This window comes from Streptosporangium subroseum (assembly GCF_900188345.1).
In the GTDB taxonomy this organism is placed as follows: Bacteria; Actinomycetota; Actinomycetes; order Streptosporangiales; family Streptosporangiaceae; genus Streptosporangium; species Streptosporangium subroseum.
Genome location: NZ_FZOD01000006.1, coordinates 228,135 through 251,853 on the forward strand (window position 1 = coordinate 228,135; position 23,719 = coordinate 251,853).

19 protein-coding genes are annotated in these 23,719 nt (G+C 68.8%); 4 read left to right on the forward strand and 15 right to left on the reverse strand.

The window, feature by feature from the left end; genetic code table 11:
- Positions 1-64: 64 nt before the first annotated feature.
- On the forward strand, positions 65-700 hold the full coding sequence (locus CHC08_RS09000) for a class I SAM-dependent methyltransferase (protein WP_089206715.1): 636 nt from the start codon (positions 65-67) through the stop codon (positions 698-700).
- A gap of 172 nt (positions 701-872) precedes the next feature.
- Entirely contained in the window at positions 873-1,511 is a 639-nt protein-coding gene (locus tag CHC08_RS09005; RefSeq protein WP_089206716.1) for a nitroreductase family protein, read from the forward strand.
- A 73-nt stretch (positions 1,512-1,584) separates the two neighbouring features.
- Here the strand turns inward: CHC08_RS09005 and CHC08_RS09010 are convergent, their stop codons facing one another.
- The 9 genes from CHC08_RS09010 to CHC08_RS09050 all read right to left on the reverse strand — a co-directional run bounded on the left by CHC08_RS09010 (position 1,585) and on the right by CHC08_RS09050 (position 13,799).
- A complete protein-coding gene (locus tag CHC08_RS09010; protein WP_089206717.1) occupies positions 1,585-2,703 on the reverse strand; it encodes an L-dopachrome tautomerase-related protein in 1,119 nt (372 codons plus the stop codon).
- 379 nt (positions 2,704-3,082) lie between these two features.
- Positions 3,083-4,504 (reverse strand): hypothetical protein, encoded by a 1,422-nt coding sequence (locus CHC08_RS09015; protein ID WP_218825184.1) that lies wholly within the window; start codon positions 4,502-4,504, stop codon positions 3,083-3,085.
- Between the two features lie 61 nt (positions 4,505-4,565).
- Positions 4,566-4,778 (reverse strand): hypothetical protein, encoded by a 213-nt coding sequence (locus CHC08_RS09020; protein WP_089206719.1) that lies wholly within the window; start codon positions 4,776-4,778, stop codon positions 4,566-4,568.
- A 74-nt stretch (positions 4,779-4,852) separates the two neighbouring features.
- Positions 4,853-7,522 carry a DUF5107 domain-containing protein gene (locus CHC08_RS09025; RefSeq protein ID WP_089206720.1) on the reverse strand — a complete coding sequence of 890 codons (2,670 nt, stop codon included), beginning with the start codon at positions 7,520-7,522 and terminating at the stop codon, positions 4,853-4,855.
- A gap of 266 nt (positions 7,523-7,788) precedes the next feature.
- Entirely contained in the window at positions 7,789-8,778 is a 990-nt protein-coding gene (locus tag CHC08_RS09030; RefSeq protein ID WP_089206721.1) for a sugar kinase, read from the reverse strand.
- 47 nt (positions 8,779-8,825) lie between these two features.
- A complete protein-coding gene (locus CHC08_RS09035; protein WP_089206722.1) occupies positions 8,826-9,806 on the reverse strand; it encodes a substrate-binding domain-containing protein in 981 nt (326 codons plus the stop codon).
- Positions 9,807-9,898: 92 nt separating this feature from the next.
- Positions 9,899-10,885 carry an ABC transporter permease gene (locus CHC08_RS09040; RefSeq protein WP_218825185.1) on the reverse strand — a complete coding sequence of 329 codons (987 nt, stop codon included), beginning with the start codon at positions 10,883-10,885 and terminating at the stop codon, positions 9,899-9,901.
- 20 nt (positions 10,886-10,905) lie between these two features.
- The gene (locus CHC08_RS09045) at positions 10,906-12,390 is read right to left on the reverse strand and encodes a sugar ABC transporter ATP-binding protein (protein WP_089206724.1); all 1,485 of its coding nucleotides are present in this window, start codon (positions 12,388-12,390) and stop codon (positions 10,906-10,908) included.
- Entirely contained in the window at positions 12,387-13,799 is a 1,413-nt protein-coding gene (locus CHC08_RS09050) for an aldehyde dehydrogenase family protein (RefSeq protein ID WP_218825186.1), read from the reverse strand. The genes CHC08_RS09045 and CHC08_RS09050 overlap by 4 nt, the downstream gene beginning before the upstream one ends.
- 93 nt (positions 13,800-13,892) lie before the next feature.
- Between CHC08_RS09050 and CHC08_RS09055 the strand changes: the two genes are divergently transcribed.
- Complete coding sequence (locus CHC08_RS09055; protein WP_089206725.1) at positions 13,893-14,675, forward strand: IclR family transcriptional regulator; 783 nt, start codon at positions 13,893-13,895, stop codon at positions 14,673-14,675.
- Between the two features lie 75 nt (positions 14,676-14,750).
- Here the strand turns inward: CHC08_RS09055 and cobF are convergent, their stop codons facing one another.
- Positions 14,751-15,512: a precorrin-6A synthase (deacetylating) gene (gene cobF / locus CHC08_RS09060; RefSeq protein ID WP_089206726.1), complete on the reverse strand. Its 762-nt coding sequence runs from the start codon at positions 15,510-15,512 to the stop codon at positions 14,751-14,753.
- Positions 15,513-15,641: 129 nt separating this feature from the next.
- On the opposite strand from cobF, the gene CHC08_RS09065 reads away from it, so the two are divergent.
- Positions 15,642-16,748: an LLM class flavin-dependent oxidoreductase gene (locus tag CHC08_RS09065; RefSeq protein ID WP_089206727.1), complete on the forward strand. Its 1,107-nt coding sequence runs from the start codon at positions 15,642-15,644 to the stop codon at positions 16,746-16,748.
- Between the two features lie 214 nt (positions 16,749-16,962).
- Here the strand turns inward: CHC08_RS09065 and CHC08_RS50600 are convergent, their stop codons facing one another.
- The 5 genes from CHC08_RS50600 to CHC08_RS09095 form a co-directional block, all read right to left on the reverse strand.
- Positions 16,963-19,101 carry an NtaA/DmoA family FMN-dependent monooxygenase gene (locus tag CHC08_RS50600; protein WP_218825187.1) on the reverse strand — a complete coding sequence of 713 codons (2,139 nt, stop codon included), beginning with the start codon at positions 19,099-19,101 and terminating at the stop codon, positions 16,963-16,965.
- A 123-nt stretch (positions 19,102-19,224) separates the two neighbouring features.
- The gene (locus CHC08_RS09080) at positions 19,225-20,256 is read right to left on the reverse strand and encodes an aldo/keto reductase (RefSeq protein ID WP_089206728.1); all 1,032 of its coding nucleotides are present in this window, start codon (positions 20,254-20,256) and stop codon (positions 19,225-19,227) included.
- A gap of 46 nt (positions 20,257-20,302) precedes the next feature.
- Positions 20,303-21,343: an aldo/keto reductase gene (locus CHC08_RS09085; protein WP_089206729.1), complete on the reverse strand. Its 1,041-nt coding sequence runs from the start codon at positions 21,341-21,343 to the stop codon at positions 20,303-20,305.
- Between the two features lie 102 nt (positions 21,344-21,445).
- Positions 21,446-22,714, reverse strand: coding sequence for an acyl-CoA dehydrogenase family protein (locus CHC08_RS09090; protein WP_089206730.1), 1,269 nt, complete (start codon positions 22,712-22,714; stop codon positions 21,446-21,448).
- The gene (locus tag CHC08_RS09095; RefSeq protein ID WP_089206731.1) at positions 22,711-23,691 is read right to left on the reverse strand and encodes an LLM class flavin-dependent oxidoreductase; all 981 of its coding nucleotides are present in this window, start codon (positions 23,689-23,691) and stop codon (positions 22,711-22,713) included. The genes CHC08_RS09090 and CHC08_RS09095 overlap by 4 nt, the downstream gene beginning before the upstream one ends.
- Positions 23,692-23,719: the final 28 nt, after the last annotated feature.

A 23,719-nucleotide genomic window follows, 5' to 3' on the forward strand; every position in this document is an offset into this window, starting at 1 on the left:
GCACGTGGCCGCGACGAGGTCACCGGCCAGGCGGAGAGATCATCGCAAACAAGGAGGACGACCTGTGACGCACGGATTCGACAAGGACTTCTGGGAGCGGCACTGGACACAGAGACGAGATGGGGACACCGGGTCCATGGGCGGCAACCCGCCGAACCCGTACCTCGCTCGTGAGACCAGCGGTCTGACACCGGGCACGGCACTGGACGCGGGGTGCGGCGGCGGTGCCGAGGCGATCTGGCTTGCCTCCCACGGCTGGCACGTCACCGCGGCCGACATCTCGCCTGCGGCCCTTGCTCGCGCCGCCGAGCGCGCGGTGGCGAGCGGGGCCCCCGAGCGCTTGCAGTGGGTTGAGGCGGATCTGAGCGCCTGGAGCCCGGACGCGCAGTTCGACCTGGTCATGACCCACTACGCCCACCCGGCGATGCCCCAGCTGGAGTTCTACGACCGCATCGCCGGATGGGTGGCTCCCGGCGGCACGCTGCTCATCGTGGGGCACCTGCACACCCCGGACTCTCCCGGCCACGGGCACCACCCTCCCGCCGAAGCGTCGGTCACCTCCGCGGCCATCACCGCGCGCCTGGACGGCGCGGAGTGGGAGATCGTCACCGCCGAAGAGCGCCTCCGCACGCTCACCGGCCACGGAGGCCGAGCGGCTCCCCTCCAGGATGTCGTCGTGCGCGCCACCCGACGCCGGTAACCACACCAGCCGACAGCGCCGGGGCCCGCTGCTCCGGCGCCGATTCCCCTTGCCTTCCTGAAAGGAATCCCATGAGTACGGACCGGTCCGCAGTCGCGTCGCCCGGGAACAACTGGTCCTTCCGGCAGCCCGCAGGGCCGATTACTCGGCGTGGATCAATAAGCTCGTCGGTATGACATTGCTTGGCCTCAACTCAGACCAGTTGCTCTCCACCACCCGCGCGGTGCGCAAGCGTCTCGACTTCACGCGCCCGGTTCCCGACGAGCTGATCAGAGAGTGTGTGGCGATGGCGTTGCAGGCGCCGTCGGGATCGAACCTGGTGACCATGCGGTTCGTCGTGGTCCAGGACGAGGAGAAACGACGCGCGATCGGTGACGTGTACGGGCGGGTGTACGCCAAATACAAGGCCTCGCCCGGCTACCCCGGCAGGCCGACCGGTGACGCCGAGCGTGACCGGATCCAGAGCCGGGTGGCGAGCTCGGCCGACTACCTGGGCGAGCACATGGGAGAGGCTCCCGTGCTGGTGCTCGGCTGCAACGAGGGCAGGGACCGAGCCTCGGCCGTCGCGGGGATCGGCAACGTTCTGCCGGGGACGTGGAGCTTCATGCTGGCGGCCCGGGCGCGCGGGCTCGGCACCGCCTGGACGTCGATGCACCTGGTCTATGAGCAGGAGGTCGCCGAGATCCTCGGCATCCCGTACGACACCGTCGCGCAGGCGGTGCTGACGCCGCTCGCCTACACCAAGGGCACCGACTTCCGCCCGGCTGCCCGCCCGGAACCTGACCAGGTGATCCACTGGGACACCTGGTAGACCCATCGGATACCGCCCCGACCCGGCCGGCCTGACGGGCTGATCCTCCTCTACGACGGCGGATCTTCCTTGTTCAGAGCAGCCGGACGGGGCCGGCGTCGATCGGTGTACGAAACAGCGCGTAGGGATAGCGGCGCAGGTCTTGCCCGTTCTGGTAGGCCGCCTGCCGGTGGAGCTGGTTGGAGGTGACGTAAAGGTGCTGCCGGGCGACCGACATGGTGTCGGGCCACAGCAGCCTCGGGTCGTGCACGAGCGTCTCGAAGGTTCCGTCAGGGAGGCGGCGCATGATGGCGTTGTGCTCCCAGTTCGTGATGTAGACGCGTCCGGCGTCGTCGGTTTCCAGGCCGTCGGCCGATCCGCCCTTGTCTCCCTCGTCCACGACGGTGGCCGCCACCTCCCTCTCGCTGACCGAGCGGTCGGTCAGGGCGTCGGCCGACACGCTGTACAGGTGCCGTGACATGAGCGGGCAGTAGAACAGCCGCTTGCCGTCGGCCGAGATGGCGATGCCGTCGGCGCCCATCAGGACGGGCTTGGGCGGACCGTCCTGAGGGCGTTCCATGAAGACGCGGCCCTCGACGATCGGCAGGTAGGCGGGCGGGCTCTCGGCCTTGGTGCTGGGATGGTCGTTCAGTCGCCGCCACGCCTGTCCGGTCGCCAGGTCCACCACGACGATGGCGTTGGGGCCGTTGCCGGAGGAGTCGGTGAGGTAGGCGACGCCCTCGGTCGCCTTGCGCAGGTCGAAGCGGACGTCGTTGAGATAGGAGGTGCTCGGCGCCACGTCGCGTTCGAAGGTGATGACCCGAACCACGGTGTCGCTCCGCAGGTCCACGCAGACCAGCTTGGGGCCGCCCGGTTCGGTCGGTGTGAACAGCGGACTGCCGGTGTCCACGATCCACAGACGGTCGGCCGGATCGACCACCACGCTCTGCACCGACACCAGCCGCTTGGACAGGTCACCGGACCTGGCATTCCACGCCTGATCCGGGAACGGCACGGCCTCGCCGTCGCGCAGCTCGGCCACGGTGGCGGCGACGTCGTCGCCCCAGAGCGGGTAGTTGACGAAGATCCGGCCGGTGTGCGACACCGTGACGCCGGTCGGCATCGGGCCTTCCTCGAAGGCGTGCACCAGCTCCAGCGTGCCGAACGGCTGGTCGGTCTGCTCTCCGGCATCTTTGTGATCGTTTGCCGTCATGACCGGTGTTCCCCTCTGCTCAGGACAGGTTGATGCTCCGCTACGGAACGTCGCGAGGTGGTCCTGGGAGCGACATCGCGGCGCGGAAAGCCGCCCACGTCCGCTCGGGCGAGAAGTGGATGACGGCCTTGCCCCTGACGCAAACCAAGATTCGGAGCGTACGCGGAACGTCTTCCCCTCCTCAGCGGAGATCACTCAGGTTCGCAGCAGGTCATTGCACCCACCAGACAGGGAAATGGCGATCCATTTCAAAACGGCTCCCACTTGGCATGAGCAGCCAAGTGGGAGCCGTTTTGAAGCGGTGCGGGGCCCGCATGCCCGGTGATGTGAGGAGGGGGGTCGGGCGGCCCGACCCCCCTCCTCGATTTCCTCGTTGGGCCTAGCTGTGCTTGGGGACGTACAGCTTGATCGAGTCGATCGTCGCGGTGCCCTCACCGGCGTCGGTGTACGGGTCGCCGATCACGGGGAAGTCGGGGTAACCCGAGCCGGCCGGCCACTGGTCCGGCCATTCCTGCTGGTTGTAGACGCCGTTCTGTACGAGAGTGTCGTTGTAGCGGCCGTCGTACTGGTCGGGAGTGTTGTTGTAGTGCCAGACGGGCACGTTGTCGACGATGAAGTCTCGGTGAAAGCGGATCGTCTGGTGCCCGCCGTGCAGGAACGTTCCGGTGACCTCTTCGGTGTAGCCGGTCTTGTCCCGCTCGACGGCAAAGACGTAGTCGCTGTTCGGCATCAGTTCGGGGACCATCTCTGCCGCCGCGGACGGCGACGCCTCCGCCGAGGCCGCGCCGTCGGAGCAGGTGGTCATGAACCACTGCGAGTTGCCGGTGATTCCGCCCTTGCCAGGGTGGAAGTTCGGCAGGCCGTTGATCCACATGTCCACGACGTTCTTGGTGCTGTCGCGGTACGGGTAGTACGTGTTGGTTGTCGGGTCACAGACGCGCCCGCCGCTTCCCGTGCCGATCCGGTCGGGGTGCTGGGCGAACGAGTCCATGAGGATCTTCCGCCGGTAGTGCCAGAAGTGCAGGTTCGCCGGCTCCGGGTTCGAGAAGTCGACGATGCCGAGCAGGTGGAAGGCGTTATATCCGAAGGGACCGTTCGTCACGCTCTGCCAGTCGCACGGATCTGTCGTGATCTCGCTGTTCCACCCACGGGTCCCGATGCCCTCCGCGTACGGGAACTGCGTCTTGCACTCGCCGGCCACTGTCGAGTAGCCGTTCTCTTTGCCGTCGTAGGAGATGCTGCCGTTGCGCTCCCCGCCGAAGTCGAGCGTCTTGAGGTGATACTCGAGACGGTATTCGGGTGGCAGCTTCTTCGAGGTGGTAATCAACGCACCATCGTAGGAATCCGGTGAACTGAGCTTAAGAACGTTGCCGCCCTTTGCCTTCTCGGTCGAGATTGTCGGCGGTCGCTCCGGAGTGCCGTTCTTGTCCCAGTCACGGGCCGACAGTGAGGCGGTCAGCCAGCCGTCCTTGCCGAATTCCACCTGCTTGCGGTATGTCGCGTAGCTGTTCAGCGCCGCTTGCATGCCGGGGCCGTAGTCGTTCTTCCACCAGTCCCCGTAGTCGTCCATCTTCGTGTCGAAGGGCTGGTCACCGGTGAAGCGGATCCACGGACTCGAGTCCGTGTCCAGGTCCTTCTCGCTGCCTTGGAAGTCTTCCGAGTACTTCAGTTTCCAGCCGGCGGTCGCCGGCGGCTTGCTGTTCGGCGTGGCCGCGGTGGCCGCGACGCTCATGCCCGGGATCACGGCCGCCGCGGTGACGAGTCCGGCGATACCGGCCTTCAATGTTCGCTTACTACGCACTGCATCTCCTAGAAAATTCTGCTTGTTGTTGTGCAGCCTCAGGTTCAGATGCTTGCCTTGATCAGTGCCCGTTCCGCCGTACCGCTGCCGGCGCGGTGACTGCTGCCCCGGTCCGGCACAACCGTTGGAACGTGTCCTTCTGGATGTACTCCTGCGCGTTCTCCGTAGTGATCTGTGGCGACTCGACCACCGTGTCCTTCTCCACCTGCTTGCCGTCGAGCACCTCGATGGCCCGGTCGAGCCCGAGGCGGCCGATCTGGTCGACGCTGTTCAACCTGGTGACGACCTGGATCTCCCGCTGCCAGACGGTGCGCCGCCCGCCGCGGATCGCGCGGCGGGCGACTCCGATCAGGTGCCGGACTCGGCCGTGAGCAGGGTGGTGCCGTGGGTGTCGGTGAGTACCAGCCGGGCCTGCGTGCCGGGCGTGACCTTGCCCTTGAGCTTGACCGCGGTGTTCGCCGTACCGGTGAAGGAGCTCTGGTCCAGCGTCTTGCCGGTCGTGGCGTCGACCAGGGTCGCGCGCAGCTTCTGCCCGATCGCGGTGGAGAACAGCCGGCTGGTGACGTTGCCCGACGCGTCCACCTTGACCTCCGCGGCGCCGTTGGTGTTGGCGTTGGTGACGTCGCCGAGGTCCATCGTCGGCAGGTACGTCTCCGTCCACGACAGGGTCTGCCCGGCCTTGAGCGTGGCGGGGCTGAAGAACTTCATGGACGCGCCGGCCCACAGCTCGATGTAGGGACGGGCCGAGTTGCCCTTGGTGTAGACGTTGGTGTCGAACGACTTGTTCTGACCCCACTCCCAGAACTTCATGCCGGGAGTCTTGGTGTTGTCGCCGACCCGGACGACGCCCTCGTTGTTCTCGTGGTTGACGACGCCCCACCAGTTGCCCTGCTGCATGGTGGCCAGGTCCTGGCCGTAGGCGATGCCGTCCCGGGTCCAGTTCGACATCTGCTTGAGCTTGTCCAGCTTGAGCAGGCCGGAGCCGGCGGGGCCGGCGGGCTGCTCGACGCCCTCCATCCAGGCGTAACCCGGGTCGCGGTAGACCGTCTTGACCGGCGAGACGACCGACATCGTCGGGGATCCCGAGGTCGTCGGGGCGCCCGGCGCGAGCGTCGTGCACGTCCAGTACTCGAACTGCTTGTCCTGGTCGCTGGGGTTGTTCAGGCTGACCGCCATGTCGAGGGTCGGCTTGTGCGCGTCCACGGAGTAGGTGACGGCCGTCTTGATGCCGGTGGCGCCGTGCACGTACTTGGACGGCTTGTACGGATAGTCGACGTCGTCGGTCTTGGTCACGGTGATCGAGAACTTGCCGTTACGCTGGTCGATCTTGTAGTCCCACGGCACGTTCCAGTACTTGCCGTGCTCGGCTTCGGTGAGCGTCGGGAACACGCCGCCGTACACCATCAGCCAGTTCTGGTAGAACGGAGAGTTGCCGGGCGTTCCGGGAGCCTTGCTGGAGAATCCGTACGGGGTGCCGACGGGGTTGGTGTAGAACAGATCGTTCCCGGTCGGCTTGTAGATCATCGAGAGAAGACGGCCGCCGTAGCCGGGCGCGAACGTCGCCTTGATGTACTTGTTCTCCACCTCGATGGTCTTGATGGTCTGCCCGACCACCTTGTTGGCCACGCCGTCGGACCGGACGGACACACCGTCGTCGCTGACCTGGTAGTCGTAGTGATCGAAGACGGTGGTGGCGTGCGTGTTGACCTTGAGGTAGTCCGGGCCGTTCGGGTTGAAGCCGGCACCCGGCGAGGTGAAGTGCCGCGGGGCACGGACGGACACGGACGAGGTGTTCGTGCTGGTGGCGCCGGTGACGTCGGTGACGGACCCCTGGGTCAGCGCCACCTTGCCGCGCGCGCCGGCCTTGAGGGTCTGCCCGCTGTCCAGCTTGATCACGAGGGTGGACGCGTCGGGGAAGTACGCCGCGTCGTCACGCAGCGCCTGGCTCACGTCCTGGCCCGAGGTGGTGGTGAGGCCGGTGAAGCGCAGCAGTCCGCGGACCTGGTCGGCCGTGACGTTGGTGCCGCTCACGCCGGTCAGGGTTTCCTTCACCGCCAGGTCGCCGGCCTTGGCGATCCGGCGGCTGAACCGGACCTCGATCCTGTCGCCGGACGCCCCGACCTCGGCACCGGCGATCTCCGGAGCCGCGTAGGCGCCTCTGCCGCCCGCGACGGTCGCGCCGACCTCGGAGGTGGCCGCTCCCGCGTTCGTCGTCAGTTTCAGGCCGGTGCCGAGGGTCAACTCGTAGGAGGCGTCGCTGTTCAGGTCGGCGCCGAAGTACAGCCGGTAGTCGCGCTGGTTGGTCCCGGTGAGGCTTTCCACGTACACCGGGTGGACGGACGAGTCGCCGCTCTTGAGGGTGATGTCCGATCCGGTGTAGGCCCCGACCGGCATCCCCGACCAGATCGTCCCGGCGAACGTGACGTCCACCGTGCGCGAGTCCACCTGCTTGGCGGAGGAGACGGTTGCGAGCGCGGCGTCCTGGGGGGTGCCGCGGAACGTGGACTGCTTCGTCGACGAGCCGGGCAGCACGCCGCCGTCCGCGGACCGGAAGAACAGGTCGCCGAGCTTGTCGCTTCCGCCGTCGAACCACAGTTCGTAGGTGTGGCCGTCGAGCGTGGCGCCGGCGCCCAGCACCACCCTCAGCGTCCGGTGGTCAGGGGTGTCCACGGGACGGACGGTCGTGCCCGCGACCTGCGAGAGCGGCCGGCCGTCGAGCGCCGCGTCCGCGCCGCCGGCAACGCCGCCGCTGACCTTGATGTACTGGGCCGCGTACGCCTGGTTGGCCGCGGTGAACTGCAGGATGTCCGATCCGAGCGCCTCGTTGAAGGTGATGTCGATCGACTTGTCGTCGGCCGAGGACACCTTGCTGACGCGCAGCGACGGCTGCGCGGACTGCTGGGACTGGGCCAGCACCGGCTGCGGCATCGACACGACCGTGCCGCCCGCCGTGGCCAAAGCCAGCGCCAGGGCGAGGGCCGCGCCGCGCGGGCGCGTCCGGTTAAACTGAGTACTCATGTAGTCCTCTCCAATGAGGGGTGGTCCCGGAGCCCGGTGTGCAGACCGGGCTCCGGTGGCTTTTTCAGCCGCCTTTTTCGGGATGTGGAGCGATCTCCGCGCCCGTCCTCTTGCGTGGGGGCGGGAAGCATGACGGCAAGACTTCGTCCAGACCTGACGGGCACCGGAGCCGAGAACGTCCGCTGAAGAAGTTCGAGCCAGGGGATACGGATCAGAGCCGACGGTTCGGTAGAAGGGCGGCCGGTGAACGGAGGGTGCGGCGGCGGTCAGGCGGATTCGCTGGAGAACGGCTGCGGCTCGACGTCCGGGGACGCGCCCGCCCGCACCCGCGCGACCTCCTCCGCGCTCGGGTAGGACCTGGCGCAGCCGGGCCACCGGCACGACAGCGCCCCAGCGATCACGGCCGGCTCGAGCGCGTCGGGCGGCGCCGTCCCGGCGAGCCGTCCGGCCAGGTAGGCGCCGGCCAGCGCGTCGCCGGCGCCCGCGGTGTCGACGACCACGACCGAGGGCGCCGCGACGCGATGGATCTCACCGTCGCTCAGCACCACCGCCCCGGCCGGGCCATCGGTCAGCACGATCTCCTGCGGCCCCTCGCCCAGCATGGCCCTGATCCGGTCGAGACGGTCCGTGTCGAGCATCGCGAGGGCGTCCTCGCTGGAGAGGATCACGATGTCGGCGGCGCGGGCGAACGCGAGGTTCCGGTCGGTGTCGGGGCGCAGCATCGGGCGGTGGTTGACGCAGAAGGTCACCATGACGCCACTGTCACGGGCCAGTTCGGCCGCCCGTTCGGCGGCCCGGGCGGCACTGCCGGAGATCGCCAGCGAGATTCCGCTGACGTGTAGCGCCCCGGCGCCGTCCAGCAGGTGCTCGTCCACGTCCGTCTCGCTGAGCCGCGTCGCCGCCGAGCCGGACCGGTAGTAGTCGAAGGTGTGCCCGCCGTGCCGCACCGCGTTGACATACATTCCGGTGGGAGCGGACGGATCGACGGTGATCCGGTCGACGTCCAGGTGCGCATGCCGCCAGAAGTCCAGCAGCAGGCGGCCCGGGGTGTCCGCGCCAAGGCGGGTCAGCAGCCTGGCCCGGGTGCCCATCCGGGCCGCCATGACGGCCACGTTGGCGACGTCCCCGCCGAAGCCCCGGCCGAGGTAGCCGGAGGGAAGGTCGTTACGCATGCCCACCTCCAGCAGCCCCTCGCCCACGGCGACGAGGACGGGCGTCCCTTCGCTGCTCGTGGGATCGGTGTTGTCTTGGATCACGCAGGCTTCCTTACTCCCGATATCGGTACGGCACAGTGGCGGGCGGATCAGAAGATGCTGTCCGGGTTGCTGTACTTGTCCACGTTGTCCTTGGTGACCAGCGGGGCATCTAAGGGGGTGTCCTTGCTGGGCTCGGCCCCCGCGAGCACCGCCATCATCCGGTCCAGGCCGGAGCGGCCGATCGTGTCGGCGTTGTTGACCGCGGTGGCGGCGTAGTTCGAGCCGCTCTTGATGGCGGCCAACGCCTCCTTCTGGCCGTCGGCCGCGACGAGGAACATCTCGTCGGTCCGCCCGGCGTCGGAGATCGCCTTCTGCGCGCCGAGGCACATCGCGTCGTTCTCACAGAACACCGCGTCGATGTGCTGGTTCTTGGCGAGGACGTTCTCCATCACCTTCAGGCCGCCGTCGGAGCTCCACCCTCCGAAGTCCGGGGCGGTCACGACCGTGATACCGGGCGACTGCTTGACCACGCCGAGCAGGCCGTTCGTCCGGTCCAGACCGATGGTGTTGTCGGCCGGGCCGCCCGTGATGACAACGAGGGTGCCGTTGCCCTTCAGGCGATCGGTGATGTACTGGCCGTTGCCCTGCCCGATCTGGGTGTTGTTGGGGCCGATCCAGCTGGTGTACTGGCCGCCGGAGAACTTGCGGTCCACCAGGATCGACGGGACGTTCTTCTGCTCGACCGCGTTCATCGCGGCGGGCGCGGCGTTCAGCGGGCCGCCGGAGATGATGATCCCGTCCACGTTCTGGGTGAGCAGGTCGTTGACGTTCGTGGTCAGCTTGGCCGCGTCCCCCTGCGCGTCCGTGCTGATCACCTTGACGTTGCTGTAGGTCTTGGCCTCGGTCTCGATGGCCTTGGCCATCGCGATGAAGTACGGCGCCTGGAGGCTGAAGTTCGCGATGCCGATGGTCAGGGTCTTCTTCGCGGTGCCTGCGGCGTCATCGCCTCCGCCGCCATCGGAGCCTCCGCACGCTGCGAGCGACAGTGCGAGCGCGCCCACGAGGGCACAGCCGGCGATCTTCTTCATGGTTCTTCCTTCGGGGTGGGATGGGACGCCTCACGACATGGCGAACGAGGCGATGGGGGGATGAGGGGGTGGGGGACGGTGCGGTGGGGGAGCTAGGTGTTCTGCCGTTCGCCTCGCCGCACGAGGATCGCGACCGCGATGATGAGCCCCTTCAGTACCTGCTGCCAGTAGCTCTGCACGTCGTAGAGGCTGAGCAGGTTGTCGATGAGTCCGAGCAGAACGACGCCGGCGAGGGTGCCGCCGATGGTGCCGCGTCCGCCCGACAGGCTGGCTCCGCCGATCACGCAAGCGGCGATGGCGTCAAGCTCGAAGCCCTGGCCGAGGCTCGGCTGCGCGATGCCAACCCGGGAGGCGAGAATGACGCCCGCGACTCCGGCGCACAACCCGGACAGCGCGTACGCGAGCACCAGGTGACGCTGTACCTTGACGCCCGCGAGCCGTACCGCCTCCCGGTTGCCGCCGATGCCGAGCAGCGCCCGGCCCGCCGACGTCCGGTTGATCAGGACCCAGCCCAGTGCGAACATCAACAGCGTGATGATCGCCGCGATCGGGATGGGGCCGACATTCTGCGAGCCGAGGGTCAGGAAGTCCGGCGTGGTGGGAGTGATCGGGGTTTTGGAGTAGACGTAGGTGAGGCCCCGGAACGTTGTCATGGACGCGAGGGTCACCACGAACGGAGCCAGCGAGAACCGCGCGACCATGATGCCGTTGACCGTTCCGCACAGCACGCCGATGACGATCGCCATGAGGACCGCCAGCGGCAGCGGCAGTCCGCTCACCAGGCCGGCCGACATGATGCCGGTCAGCGCGACCACCGATCCGACCGACAGGTCGATCCCTCCGGTGAGGATGACCAGCAGCATGCCGAGGGCGAGCAGCCCGGTGGTGACCATCTGCCGGAGCAGGTTGGTCATGTTCCCCTCGGTGAGGAACGAGTCATTGGTGATGCCCGCGACCACGACGATCGCGATCGCGACGCCGATCAGCACCAGGATGGTCGGCGGCGGGACGGCCGCGCGCCACCGGGCGGACGCCGGTGCCGTAGCCTCCGGCGCCTTACCCGAATCCGTGTCCCGCACCGTCGAAGTCTGTTGCCCTGTCATGCCGCGACCCCCACCGAATGCGCGAGAACCTCGTCCTCGGTCGTGTCCGCCGAGCCGACCTCGGCGACCAGTCGTCCACCGCGCATCACCAGCACGCGATCGGTGGCGCCGAGGACCTCGGCCAGGTCGGAGGAGATCAACAGGATCGCCACCCCCTCCCGGGTCAGCTCGTCGATCATGCGGTAGATGTCGACCCGGGTGGCCATGTCGACCCCGCGGGTCGGCTCGTCCAGGATCAGCACCCGTGGCCGCGTCAGCAGCCACTTGGCCAGCACGACCTTCTGCTGGTTGCCGCCGCTGAGGTGGCGGACCGGCATCTCCGGACGCGGCGGGTTGATGCCCAGCCGCTCGATCATGTCCTGAACGTTCGCGGCCCGACGCCTGGTGTTCAGCAGGCCCGCGTGCGAGATCCGGGGCATCGTCGCGAACGTCGTGTTGTCGGTGATGTCCATGCCGAGGACAAGCCCGCTGTGCTTGCGGTCCTCGGTGACCAGCGCGATCCCGGCGCCGATGGCGTCGCCGGGTGTGCGGAATCGCGTAACGGCGCCGTCCAGCTCAACCGTCCCGGACGTCTGCCGGTCGGCGCCGAACAGGCACCGGGCGACCTCGCTGCGGCCGCTGCCGACCAGCCCGAACATGCCGACGATCTCGCCCGCTGCCAGGTCGAATGACACGTCGTCGAACGCCCCGTCCCGGCTCAGGCCCCGCACGCTGAGCAACGGCTTACCAGACTCGGGCACCCGGTCCGGGTAGATCTGCTCCAGCCGGCGCCCGGCCATCAACGCGATGATCTCGTCCTCGCTGGTGAGGGCCGGGGTGAGCGTATCCACCACCCGGCCGTCCTTGATGACGGTGATCCGGTCGGAGATCTCCATCACCTCGGCCAGCCGGTGCGAGACGTACAGGATCGCGACGCCACGCTCCCGCAGCCTGCGGATCAGGTCGAAAAGCCGGTCGAGGTCGGTGCCTGCGAGCACGGCGGACGGCTCGTCCAGGACGAGCATCCGGGGCTCGACCGCCAGTGCCTTGGCGATTTCCACCATCTGCTGGCGCGCGACCGACAGCTTCCCGGCACGAGCGCGCGGATCGATGTCGGCGAACCCGATCTCCTCCAGCAGCGCCCGCACCCGCGCGTGCGCCGCCGGCCAGTCGACCAGCCCGCGCTTGGTGGGCAGCGCGCCCAGCAACACGTTCTCTGTCACCGTCATCTGGGGTACGAGGCTGAGCTCCTGGTAGACGGTCCGGAACCCCAGAGCCTGCGCGTCCTCGGGGCCGCGCAGGGTGAGCGGCTCGCCGTCCAGCAGGATCGTCCCGCCGTCCAGCGGGGCGGCCCCCGCCAGCACCTTGATCAGGGTCGACTTGCCGGCGCCGTTCGCTCCCGCGATGGCGAGAACCTGCCCGCCCTCGGCGGTCAGGTCGACGCCGTGCAAGACCTCGACGCCGCCGTATCCCTTGCGGACGCCCCGTAGTTCCAGTCTCACGCCAGGCCGTCCATGACGATGATGGTCTTCTGCTCGGTCATGTCGAGGAGGGTGTCGTGCAGTCCCTCGCGGGCCCCGCCGGTCAGCTTCACGCCGCCGAACGGAAGGTTCTCCGCGCGCAGTGCCGTGGAGCCGTTGATCACGACGGCACCGACCTGGAGGCGCCGGGCCACTGAGAAGGCCCGTCCGATGTCCCTGGTGAAGATCGCCGCCTGCAGTCCGTAGGGGGAATCGTTGGCCAGACGCACCGCCTCCAGAGCGTCGGACACCCGCAACAGCGGTGCGACCGGCCCGAAGATCTCCTCGGCCACGGCTTCCGCGTGCGGAGCGACGTCCACCAGCACGGTCGGCGGCACGAACGCCCCATCCCGGGGACCGCCGACCACGACGCGCGCGCCGTCACTTACGGCTGCCCGAATCGCCTGGTCCACGGCGACGGCGGCAGGCTCCGTGATCAGCGGGCCGACATCGGTGGCCTCGTCCAGCTGGTCGCCGACGACCAGCTTCCTGGCCTGCGCTTCCAGCGCCTCAGCGAACGCGTCGTACACACCGTCCTCGACGTAGACGCGCTTGACGGCGCAGCAGATCTGCCCGTTGCCGCGCGCCAGCCGTCCGAGCACGACGGCCTCGGCGGCACGTTCCACGTCGGCGTCCGCACATACGATCAGCGCGTCGTTGCCGCCGAGCTCCAGGTGCGTCCGCTTGAGGGTGCCGGCGGCGAGCTCGGCCAGGGCCTTGCCGGCGGCGGTGCTGCCGGTGAGGCTGATCATCTGCACGCCGTCGGTGGACGCGAGGAACCGCGCCAGCTCCGGCCCGCCGGGGACGATCTGGTGTGCCGCCTCGGGGAACCCGGCCGCTTCGATGATCCGGCCGATCTCCATCAGCGTGAGCGGGCACTTCTCCGGCGGCTTCACGATCACCGCGTTGCCCGCCGCCAATGCCGCCGCAGCTTTGTGTGCCCACAACTCGACCGGGTAGTTGAACGGGACGATCGCCGCGACCACCCCAATCGGCTCCCGGACCGTTACCGCCAGGTGGTTCTCAAGACCGGGGACGGCGTCCAACGGGATCTGCCGGCCAAAGATCCTGGTCGCCTCCCCGGCGAACCCGCGGAAGATCCGGACCGCGGCCGCGACCTCCTCGCGGGTCTGCCGGATCGGCTTTCCGTTCTCGGCGGCCAGATCCCGGGCCAGTTCCTCGGCTCGCGCGGCGATCCCGTCTGCGACCTTGGCCAGCAGCCGTGCTCGCTCGTGCGCGGGGGTCGCGGCCATCGCGGTCCGGGCGTCCTGAGCCGCCCGGACCGCCGCGCGCGCCTCGTCCTCGGTCGCGACAGGCATCTCGCCCAGTACGGCGCCGGTCCCAGGGTTGTGAACGAGTAGAGCTCGTCCGTCGGTCAGCGGATTCTTCAACGTCTAGCTCCTTGCCAGTCGTTCCACTATGTAGAACAATGCTTCGCACGGTGGAATAGACGGAACATTAAGACGGAAAGATCGAGACTGTCAATGGGTTATGGAACAACCGAAAACGTACGTCACGGCGGCCGGTCCTCCTCGGCGGGCAACGCGGTGACCAAGACGCTCAACGTGCTGGAGGCCGCCGTCGCCGGAGACGGACCGCGCCGGTTCACCGATATCTGCACCGATTCGGGCGTTCCGAAGGCCAGCGTGCATCGCATCCTCGCAATGCTCATCGACCTCGGCTTCATCGCCAGTGAGGGTGGCGGCAGCTACCGTGCGGGCATCCGCATGCTTGCCCTCGCCGAGGAGGTCAAGGCCGCCGGCGCGACCGGCATCGGCGACGTCCTCACCAAGCTCTCCAAGAGCGTGGGCCAGACCGTCCACTTCGCGCTGCACAGCGGCGACCATGCCGTCTACGTCCACAAAGTCGAGGCCGACCAGCCCTACCGGATGGCCTCCCGCGTCGGCATGCGTCTGCCCCTGCACTGCACGGCGATCGGGAAAAGCATCCTCGCGCACCTGCCGGAGCACGAGCTGGAGTCCATCTTCTCCCGCGCGGGAATGCCCGCGAAGACGTCGGAGACGATCACCGACCTCGAACGGCTGTCCGTGGAGCTGGCGCAAATTCGCGAACAGGGCTATTCCATCGACAACGAGGAGAACGAGAAGACCATACGGTGCATCGGCGCCCCTGTTTTCGACCGGACCGATACTGTCGTCGGCGGAGTCAGCATCTCGACGGTCGCCTTTCTCCATCCCCGCGAGGAGCTGCTCGCCTTCGCCCCCGCTCTGCAAACGGCCGTCGCCTCTCTCACGAACCTTCTCTGATGGCGGAGTTCAGAGACATTTGCCGAAGACACGCCGCCGAGGCGCTGCCGTGAAGTGACGATCATGGCTGTGCGATTAGAGGAATGGTGAGAGGCGTCGCAGCAGGTAGGTGTCCATGATCCAGCCTTTGCGTTCGCGAGCCTCGGCGCGCAGTTCGCGGATGCGGTCGGCGACCTCGGGCACCGGCCCGGCCACCAGGATCTCGTCGGGGGTGCCGAGGTAGGCGCCCCAGTAGATGTGGAACTCCGCGCCCAGGTCGGCGAAGGAGCAGTGCGCGTCCAGCATGACGACGATGTCGTCGGCCGCGCCGGGGCCCTCCTGAGCCAGGCGGCGTCCCGTGGTGATGTGCACGGGCCGGGCCACCCTGGTCAGGCTGGTGCGGTGCCGGGCGGTCAGGGCGGACACGCTGGTGATGCCCGCGACGACGTCGTAGCCGAACGTGACCGTGCCCCGCTCGACGACCTCCTCGATGCCGGACAGCGTGCTGTCGTACAGCCCCGGGTCACCCCAGACGAGGATCGCGCCGGTCTCGTCGTCGCCGAGATCGTCGCGGATGAACGCCTCGTACAGGTCCGCGCGCCGCGACCGCCACTCCTCGACGGCGGTGGCGTAGGCGGGGGTGGTCCGGTCCCGCTCGGGGTCACGGGCCCGCACCAGGCGGTACGGCTCACGGGCGTGCGCCTCGATCATCTCCTGGCGAAGCTCGATCAGGTCGTGTTTGGCCTCGCCCTTGTCGAGGACGAGGAACGCGTCGGCCTGGCCGATGGCCTTGACCGCCTGGAGAGTGAGATGGTCCGGGTCGCCCGCGCCGATGCCGATGATGAGGATTCGCTTCACGCAGGAAAGTCTGCCCTTCCGGCGGAGAGCAGGGGCCGATAAAAACCTACTAAACAAGTAGGACTTGACGGAAATATCGGATTGTGTTGTGGTGGACCTGTCCGCATCGCCCCAGAAAGGCAGCACTTCATGCCCGTTGAGTTTCTCGGCATCGGCGGGACCAACAACGGCTCCGAAACCTCGCCGCGCTCCGGTCCCTCGTTCGACAAGCAGTACGCGCTTCGTCTCGCCCGGGCGCACCAGGAGTACGGCTGGGATCGGGTGCTGTTCGCCTACGGATCCGGCTCACCCGACCCGGCCCAGGTCGCCGCTTATGTGGCGACGAAGGTCACGGATCTCGACATCCTCCTCGCTCATCGGGCGAACGTGTCGTACCCGACGTACGCTCTCAAGACGTTCGCCACGCTCGATCAGATCAGTGACGGGCGACTGACCGTCCACTTCATCACCGGCGGCAACGACCATGAGCAGGGCCGGGAGGGCGACGTCCTGACCAAGGACGCCCGATACTCCCGCACCAGGGAGTACATCCAGATCGTCAAGAAGGGCTGGACCTCGCGAGAGCCTTTCGACCACGAGGGAGAGCACTACAGCTTCAGGGACTTCGTCTCCGACGTGTTCCCGGTGCAGAACCCACGCCCGTCGGTGTCCTTCGGCGGATCGTCGCCGGCGGCGTACGCGGCGGGCGGGGCGGAAGCCGACATCTACGGCCTGTGGGGTGAACCCCTGGCCGACACCGCGCAGCAGATCGTCTCGATCAAGGAGGCCGCGCTGCGTGCGGGACGTGCGGATGTGCCGAGAATCCAGGTCGCCTTCCGGCCGATCATCGCTCCGACCGAGGAACTGGCCTGGGAGAAGGCACACCGCGTCCTCGGTGACCTGCGCCGCGCCGGTGCGAACAGACGACGTTCCTCAGGATCGCCGGAGAACACGGGATCCCAACGGCTGCTGGACGTGGCGGCCAGGGGAGAGCGTCACGACCGCGCGCTGTGGACGCCGACCGCCGCCGCGACCGGTGGCGCGGGTAACTCCAACGCGCTCGTCGGCACCCCCGAAACCGTGGCCGAAGCGCTGCTGGACTACTACGACCTCGGCGTGGAGATCATCTCCGCGCGTGGTTACGACATCCTCGACGACGCGATCGACTTCGGCCGGTACGTGATCCCGCTGGTCCGGGAGGGGGTCGCGGAAAGGGACCGCGACAAGGCGGCCGCACTCAGCTCGGTGGGATCGTGACACTCTCCGTAGCCAGACCATAACGGCCGTTCAGCGAGGGTTCGCCTCGCTGAGGGTCATGCCGACTCGCCCCGCCCGGCTGGGAGGTGGTACGGATCGTGCCAGGTGGCCAGGTGGCCAGGTGGCCAGGTGGCCAGGTGGCCAGATGCCGGGCGCCGGAGTGAGTGTCCGGCGCACCCGACGAGGAGGCGGCGCGGGTGTCCTGGCCGGTCCTTCATCGTGAGGGCAGGCCCAGGCGCTCCAGCGTCTCCCGCAGCCGGTGCCGTCCCACCATCGACTCCGGGCCTTTGAGCCGGTCGAGCACCCGGTTGCTCCAGCTGCCCGGCAGCCCGAACCGGGTGTTGTAGGCGGCCAGTCTCTCGTCGTAGGTGACGATGTGCGCGTCGGCGGCGACGGCGTCGTACCGCTCCCGATGGAGTACGGCGCCCTGCGGCAACCGCGGCTTGACACCGGCGTGCTCCGTGGGGTCCGGTGTGCCGACGGCCAACCCGAATGTCGCCACCGCATGCGGCGGCAGTCCCAGCTCGGCCGCGACCTGTTCGGGGTGGTTGCGGACAGCGCCGACGAACACCGAGCCCAGGCCGAGCGACTCCGCGGCCACTACGGCGTTCTGGGCCGCCAGCGCGGTGTCGACGAAGCCGATGATGGTGGTCTCCAGGTAGTCCGCGGCGGCGACCTCCGTCCCGGCGCGCTCGGCCAGCCGGCGGGCCCGGCCGAGGTCGGCGACCCAGACCAGGAACAACGGCGCCTGCTCGATGAAGGCCTGGTCGCCAGCGAGCGCGGCCAGCCGTGCCTTGCGCTCGGGGTCGCGCACCGCCACCACGCTCCACGGCTGGAGGTTCGAGGACGTCGGCGCTGACTGTGCTGCCGCGATCAGCGCGGTCAGCTCATCGTCGGTGACCTCACGCGACCCGAACTTGCGCACCGAACGATGCGCGAGCTGCAGGCTGAGAACGTCGTTGACCACGCCGACGGTCGCGGTGGGATCGCCGTAGCGGGCGGCGGCGGATATCCGGCCCGGGACCTCGTCCGCCACCGGCCGCGGCTGGTCTGGGGACGACAGCCCGAAGCGCCCGCGGAGCGTGGGGTGGCTGTACTCCTTCTGGAACAAGCCGCGCTCCTGCAGGATCGGCACCACCAGCTTGGAGAAATTCTCCAGGTCGATGGCGGTATCGGCCGGCATGACCGTGAAGCCGTCAGCCGTGCCCGCCTCGAACCACGACTGCAGGTCGTCGGCAACCTGCTCGGCCGAGCCCACGAGCAGACGATGCCCGGAGCCGCCGGCACCACGCTGAACCAGCTCGCGGGGGGTGCGGGGGCCCTCCGCGATCAGGGCGCGGGTGGACGCGCCGAAGCCGGCGGAGAAGGCGCCGCTGGGGATGGCGCCGGGGAGGTCGCCGACGGTGATCGGGTCGTCCGGACCGAATTTGCCGGCGGGCAGGCCCAGGTTCTGGGTGAGCGCGGCGGTCAGTCGCTCGATCGGCAGGGTCGCATGGAGCTCCTGCTCCCGGCGCCGGGCCTCCTCCTCGGTCGCCGCGACGAGCACCACCACGCCGAGGGAGATCTTCACATCGTCGGGGTGACGGCCGGCCGCGGCCGCGCGCCGGCGGATGTCGTCGCGGAACGCGACCGCCTTGGCCTGGGTCTGGGCCACGGTGAACACGACGTCGGCGAAGTCGCCGGCCAGCGTGAGCCCACCCTCGGAGCCGCCTGCCTGGACGATGACCGGCCTGCCCTGCGGGCCGCCCGTGACCGGGAGAGGTCCGGCCACGGAGAAGAACTCGCCCCCGTGGTCGATCTGGTGGATGCGCGAGAGGTCGGCGTACCGGCCGCCCTCCTTGTCGGCGATGATCGCATCGGGCTCCCAGCCGTCCCACAGCCGGGTCACCACGTCGAGGAACTCGTGCGCCCGACGGTAACGGGTCTCCCTGTCGGGGTGCTCGGTCAGGCCGAAGTTCGCGGCCGCGGCGGGGGTCCCGGTGGTGACGATGTTGACGGCCGCCCGGCCCTTGGTGACGTGGTCGAGGGTCTGGAATCGCCGGGCCAGGTTGTACGGCGAGTTGTACGTCGTCGAGCTGGTGATGACAACACCGAGGTTCGTGGTGATCGCCGCCAGGTTGCCCAGCAGCACGAGCGGGTCGAGACCCGTGCCCGGGGCCTCCTCGATCTCGCCCCGCAACGCGGGGCCGTCGCCCAGGAAGACCGCGTCGATCTTCGCGTCCTCGGCGATCCGCGCCAACCGCTGGAAGTAGTCGATGTCCAGGTAGGCCAACGGATCGACGTGCGGCAGCCGCCAGGCGTGACGGAAGTGGCCGGGCGTCATCAGCGACAGATTGAGATGGAATCCGGTCATGGTGTGCCTCTCGACGTGGTGGTTCGATGTGGCGGTGGGCTCACACGAGACGGCGGGTCAGGTGGTCGCAGCGACCGGCGCGACCGGCATCCGGGTAACTTCTCGACGCTGAGGCCCGTCATCTCAGAGCTTCAGTCCCGTCCCGTGTACGCCGTGCTCGTCGATCAGCACCAGCTCCTCCTCCGTCAGCGGCGGGAAGTCGAGTGCCTTGACGTTGTGGTCCAGCTGCCACGTCGAGCTGGCTCCGATGAGTGCCGAGGTCACCTGCGGCTGCCGTAGCACCCACTGCAGCGCCAGCTGCGCCAGCGACTGGCCGCGCTGCTCGGCGATCTGGTTGAGCGCGGTGGCCCGCTCGCGGTAGGTGTCGTCGATGACGTCGGGCGAGAGGAACGCACTGTTCTGCGCGCGCGTACCCGGGGGGATGCCGTCGAGGTACTTGTTCGTGAGCAGACCCTGCGCCAGCGGCGAGTAGACGATCAGGCCGAACCCGTCCTCGGCGGCCAGCTTGAGCAGACCGTTGAGCTCGGGGCGCCGGTCGAAGACCGAGTACCGCGGCTGGTGGATCAACAGCGGCACCCCCGCCTGGCGCAGCAGCCCGGCCGCCTCGTGGGCCCGCTCGGGGGTGTAGTTGGAGATGCCGACGTAGAGAGCCTTCCCCTGCTGCACCGCGCTGACGAGGGCACCGACGGTCTCCTCCAGTGGAGTGGTCAGGTCGGGGCTGTGACTGTAGAAGATGTCGACGTAGTCGGTGCCCAGGTCCCGCAGGCTGTGCTCCAGCGAGGCGAGCAGCGACTTGCGCGAGCCGCCCCTGAGGTGAGGGCCGGGGCCGATCGGGTTGCCGGCCTTGGTCGACAGGATCAGCTCGTCCCGGTGCGTGGCCAGGTCCCGCTTGAGCACCTTCCCGAAGAGCTGCTGCGCGGCACGGTGCGGCGGGCCGTACCGGTCGGCGTTGTCGAAGTGGGTGATGCCCAGGTCGAAGGCACGCAGCACGATCTCGCGCTGGGTCTCGTAGGGATAGTCGGTACCGAACTTCTGCCACAGGCCGAAGGAGAACGCCGGCAGGTCGAGACCGGAGTTTCCGGCGCGTCGGTACTCCAGCTTCTCGTAGCGATCCTCGGCTGCCGCGTAAGTCTTCTCGAAAGCGTCGTTGCTCATGGGGGATGCCTCTCTGGACGGTTCTCAGCGGTCGTTCGTACGGTTCTCAGTGGTCGTTCGTACGGTTGCGGCGGAGCGCGGCCGGTTGGAGGGACGGGGTGTCACGGCCGGTGTCGCGCTCGAGGAAGTGGGTGCCCGGGTCGACGATCTCGTCGATGCGGTCGAGGATGTCCTCACCGAGTTCGACGGTGGCCGCTTTGAGGTAGGCCTCCAGATGCGGGAAGGTGCGCGGCCCGATGATCACGCTACTGACCGCCGGGTGGTTGAGCGCGAACGCCAGGGCCAGGTCGACCAGCGTCAGACCGTTGTCCTCCGCGAGCCGGGCCAGAGCGTCGGCGGCGGCCAGCTTGCGCTGGTTTCGCTCGATGCCGATGTCGAACCGGCCGGGGACGAGGTCGGCGCGCGCCGACTCCGGCTGCTCACCGCCGACGCGGTACCTCCCGGACAGCCAGCCGGCGGCCAGCGGGCCATAACTGATCACGCCGACGCCGTACTTCCGCACGACGGGGAAGACCTCTCGCTCGGCGCCGCGAACGAGGAGGGAGTACGGCAGCTGCTCGGTATGCGGGGCGATGAGCCCGTGTTTCTCGGCCAGCCAATGCGCCTCGACCAGCTGGTGCGCCGGGAAGACCGAGGTGCCGTAGTAGCGGATCTTGCCCTGGTGGATCAGGTCGTTGAGGGTCTGCAGCGTCTCGAGCAGGTCGGTGCGCGGATCCGGCCGGTGCGCCTGGTAAAGGTCGATGTGGTCGGTGCCGAGCCGGCGGAGGCTGTTCTCCACGGCGCGGACGATCCAGTGACGTGAGTTGCCCGCGTGCTGGGGGTTGTCACCGATCTGACCGTGGAATTTGGTGGCCAGGAAGATGTCGTCACGGCGGCCCTTGATCGCCTTGGCGATGATCTCTTCCGAGACGCCCTGGGCGTAGACGTCGGCGGTGTCAACAGCCGTGATGCCGGCATCGAGGGCGGCGTGGATGATCCTGATGCTCTCGTCCTCCTCCTGCCACCGGCCGAAGTTCATGGTGCCGAGCGTGAGCGGGGTGACCAGGACGCCGGTGCGGCCCAGTACCCGGCTGGGATTGATGGTCATCGGATTCCTTCGGTTGTTCCGTCAGGTGGAGGGCGGTGCGGTCGCCGGCGTCCGCTCGCGTTGAGCGGGCCGTGTCAATACGACGTCGATCGGCGTGCGTCCTTAGAAGAGCCCGGTGGTCGGCGGATCCTCGCCTGTCAGGTGATACGCACCCGCCACCGCTGCCTTCCACTGCCTGGGGTTGTGGTTGGCGACGGTGCGGGCGTTGCGCCAGTTCCGGTCGAAGCCGAGGTCACGGTTGGTGATCGAGCCTCCTCCGACGTCGAAGAGCAGCTCGGCGGCCCGTAGCGCGGACTCGATGGCGATCACACCGGTCTGCGCCACGGTGACCGCGGCCTCCGCACCGGCGGCACGCGCCTGCGGACCGGTCAGGCCGCGCACGCCCTGCAGCACGTCGGCCGCGAGCAGCACCACCGACCGGGCGGCCTGGGCCCGGGCGGCGATCTCGCCCACGGTCTCGCGGACGTACGGGTCCTCGACGCTTCTGTCCGCCGTGCTGTGCTTGATCGGCCGGGCCTTCTCGCGGACGAACCAGATCGCGTCGTCGAGCGCCGCGGCGGCGATGCCGGCCTCGACCGCCGCCAGGTAGAGCTGGGCGAACGATCCCAGCCACGGGTTGTCCAGCCGGGAGTTGTCACGGGGCGTGATCTCGTCCTCGGAGACCCGTACGTTCACCAGCCGCGTGGTGCCGCTCGCGGTCAGCCGCTGGCCGACCGCGTCGAAGTCGTCGAGCCGCTCCACGCCCTCGCGATCCACCGGTACCGTGAAGCCGAACACGGTCCCGGCCTCGTCCTTGGCCGAGCCCGAGAACCACGAGGCGTACAGCCCGCCCGTCGAATAATATTTCGCGCCGTTGATGACGTACCCGTCGCCGGCACGCCGGATGGTGGTGCCCACGGCCCCGCTGGCCCCTCCGGAGCGCTCGTTGCCGCTGCCGGCGAAGAGGTCGCCGTCGCGCAGTCGCCGCAGGGTCAACGCCCGGTTGGGCAGGTCGCGCCGGCTCGCCACCTGGTTGGCGGTGAGGAAGCTGCTGCGCAGTGCCTGAGCCACGCTGGAGTCGGCCCGGGCGATGGCGAGGACCAGGTCGGTCACGTCTCGCAGCGAGCCACCGGCGCCGCCGTCCTCCTTGGCGATGCCGACCAGCGTGATCCGCTGCTCGGCGAGCGCCCGGACGTCCTCGAACGCGTAGTCGCGGGCGAGTTCGCGCGCACGGGCACCGGCACCGAGGCGTTGCAGGATCGGGGAGACCGCCGCGCGGATGCCGTCGACGGTGTAGTCGATGTCCGTGGGCGGGGCCGCCGCGACAGGCTCTGCCGCAACAGTGTCTTCGGAGTCTTCGGCGTTCTCTGTGCCGACCAGTTCGGCGGTCATGTCAGTACCGCCGCGACCTCGCGCAGGCCCAGCGCGGCCCGCAAGGTGGGAGGCGACGAGACGGCACCGACGTCCGCGAGCCGCGGTGCCAACGTCCGCAGCGCGGTGACCACCGCCTCGGTGCCACCCGTGGGCACCAGCTCGAAACCGTTCAGCCGGTGCTCGTCGGCCCAGGCGCGGAGCTCGTCACCGAGAGCGGCGGCGGCAGCCGGGTCGTCCAGGGCGACCTCGACACGGCCGAGCAGCGCGACGTCCTCCCGGGAACGGCCGACGTGCCACAGCGCCTCCGTCAGCGCGGCGTCGGCACCGGCGGCACGCTCCCGGTCGACCACGACGACGTCCGCGGACTCCGCGACCGCCGTCGCGTCGAGGGCGCCGAGGGCGTGGAGGTCGGCGACGACCACGGGGCGTCCCTGCACCGACGACGGCCCGTCCAGCGGGCCCGCGACACGATAGAAGGAACCCTCGTGGTCGATCGGCTTGATGAGTGCGTCCTCGGCGACGATGCCCGCCTTCTGGTCACCGATCAACGCCTCACGCGGGAAGGACTCCCACAGCCGGGTCAGCACGCGAGCGTACTCCGTCCAGCGCCGGGTGGGGTCCGTCGCGCCGGGCTCCGGGCCGGTCGCCTGGCTCACCTCGTCGCCCTCACCCGCCCGCAGGGCGACGCCGATCCGGCCGCCGGTGGCCCGGTCGAGGGAGAGCACGCGGCGCGCGGCGTTGTACGGCGCGTTGCAGGTCGTCGGGACCTCGGCGACGTAGCCGACGCCGCCGTGGAGGCCGGCGAGGTAGGCGCCCACCACGGTCGGGTCGAGCGTGCGGCCCGAGGCCGAGCCGTCGACGAGCCGGATCGCCGCGACTCCGACCTCTTCGGCCACCGCCGCGATGGCGCCGGCGTCGGCGATCGACACCAACGCCGGGCCGTCGGCCCGTTGACCGGACGGCTCCCCGACCGCGAGCTGGATGATCGTACTCATGAGGAGATCACCTCTCGTTGTGGAAGTT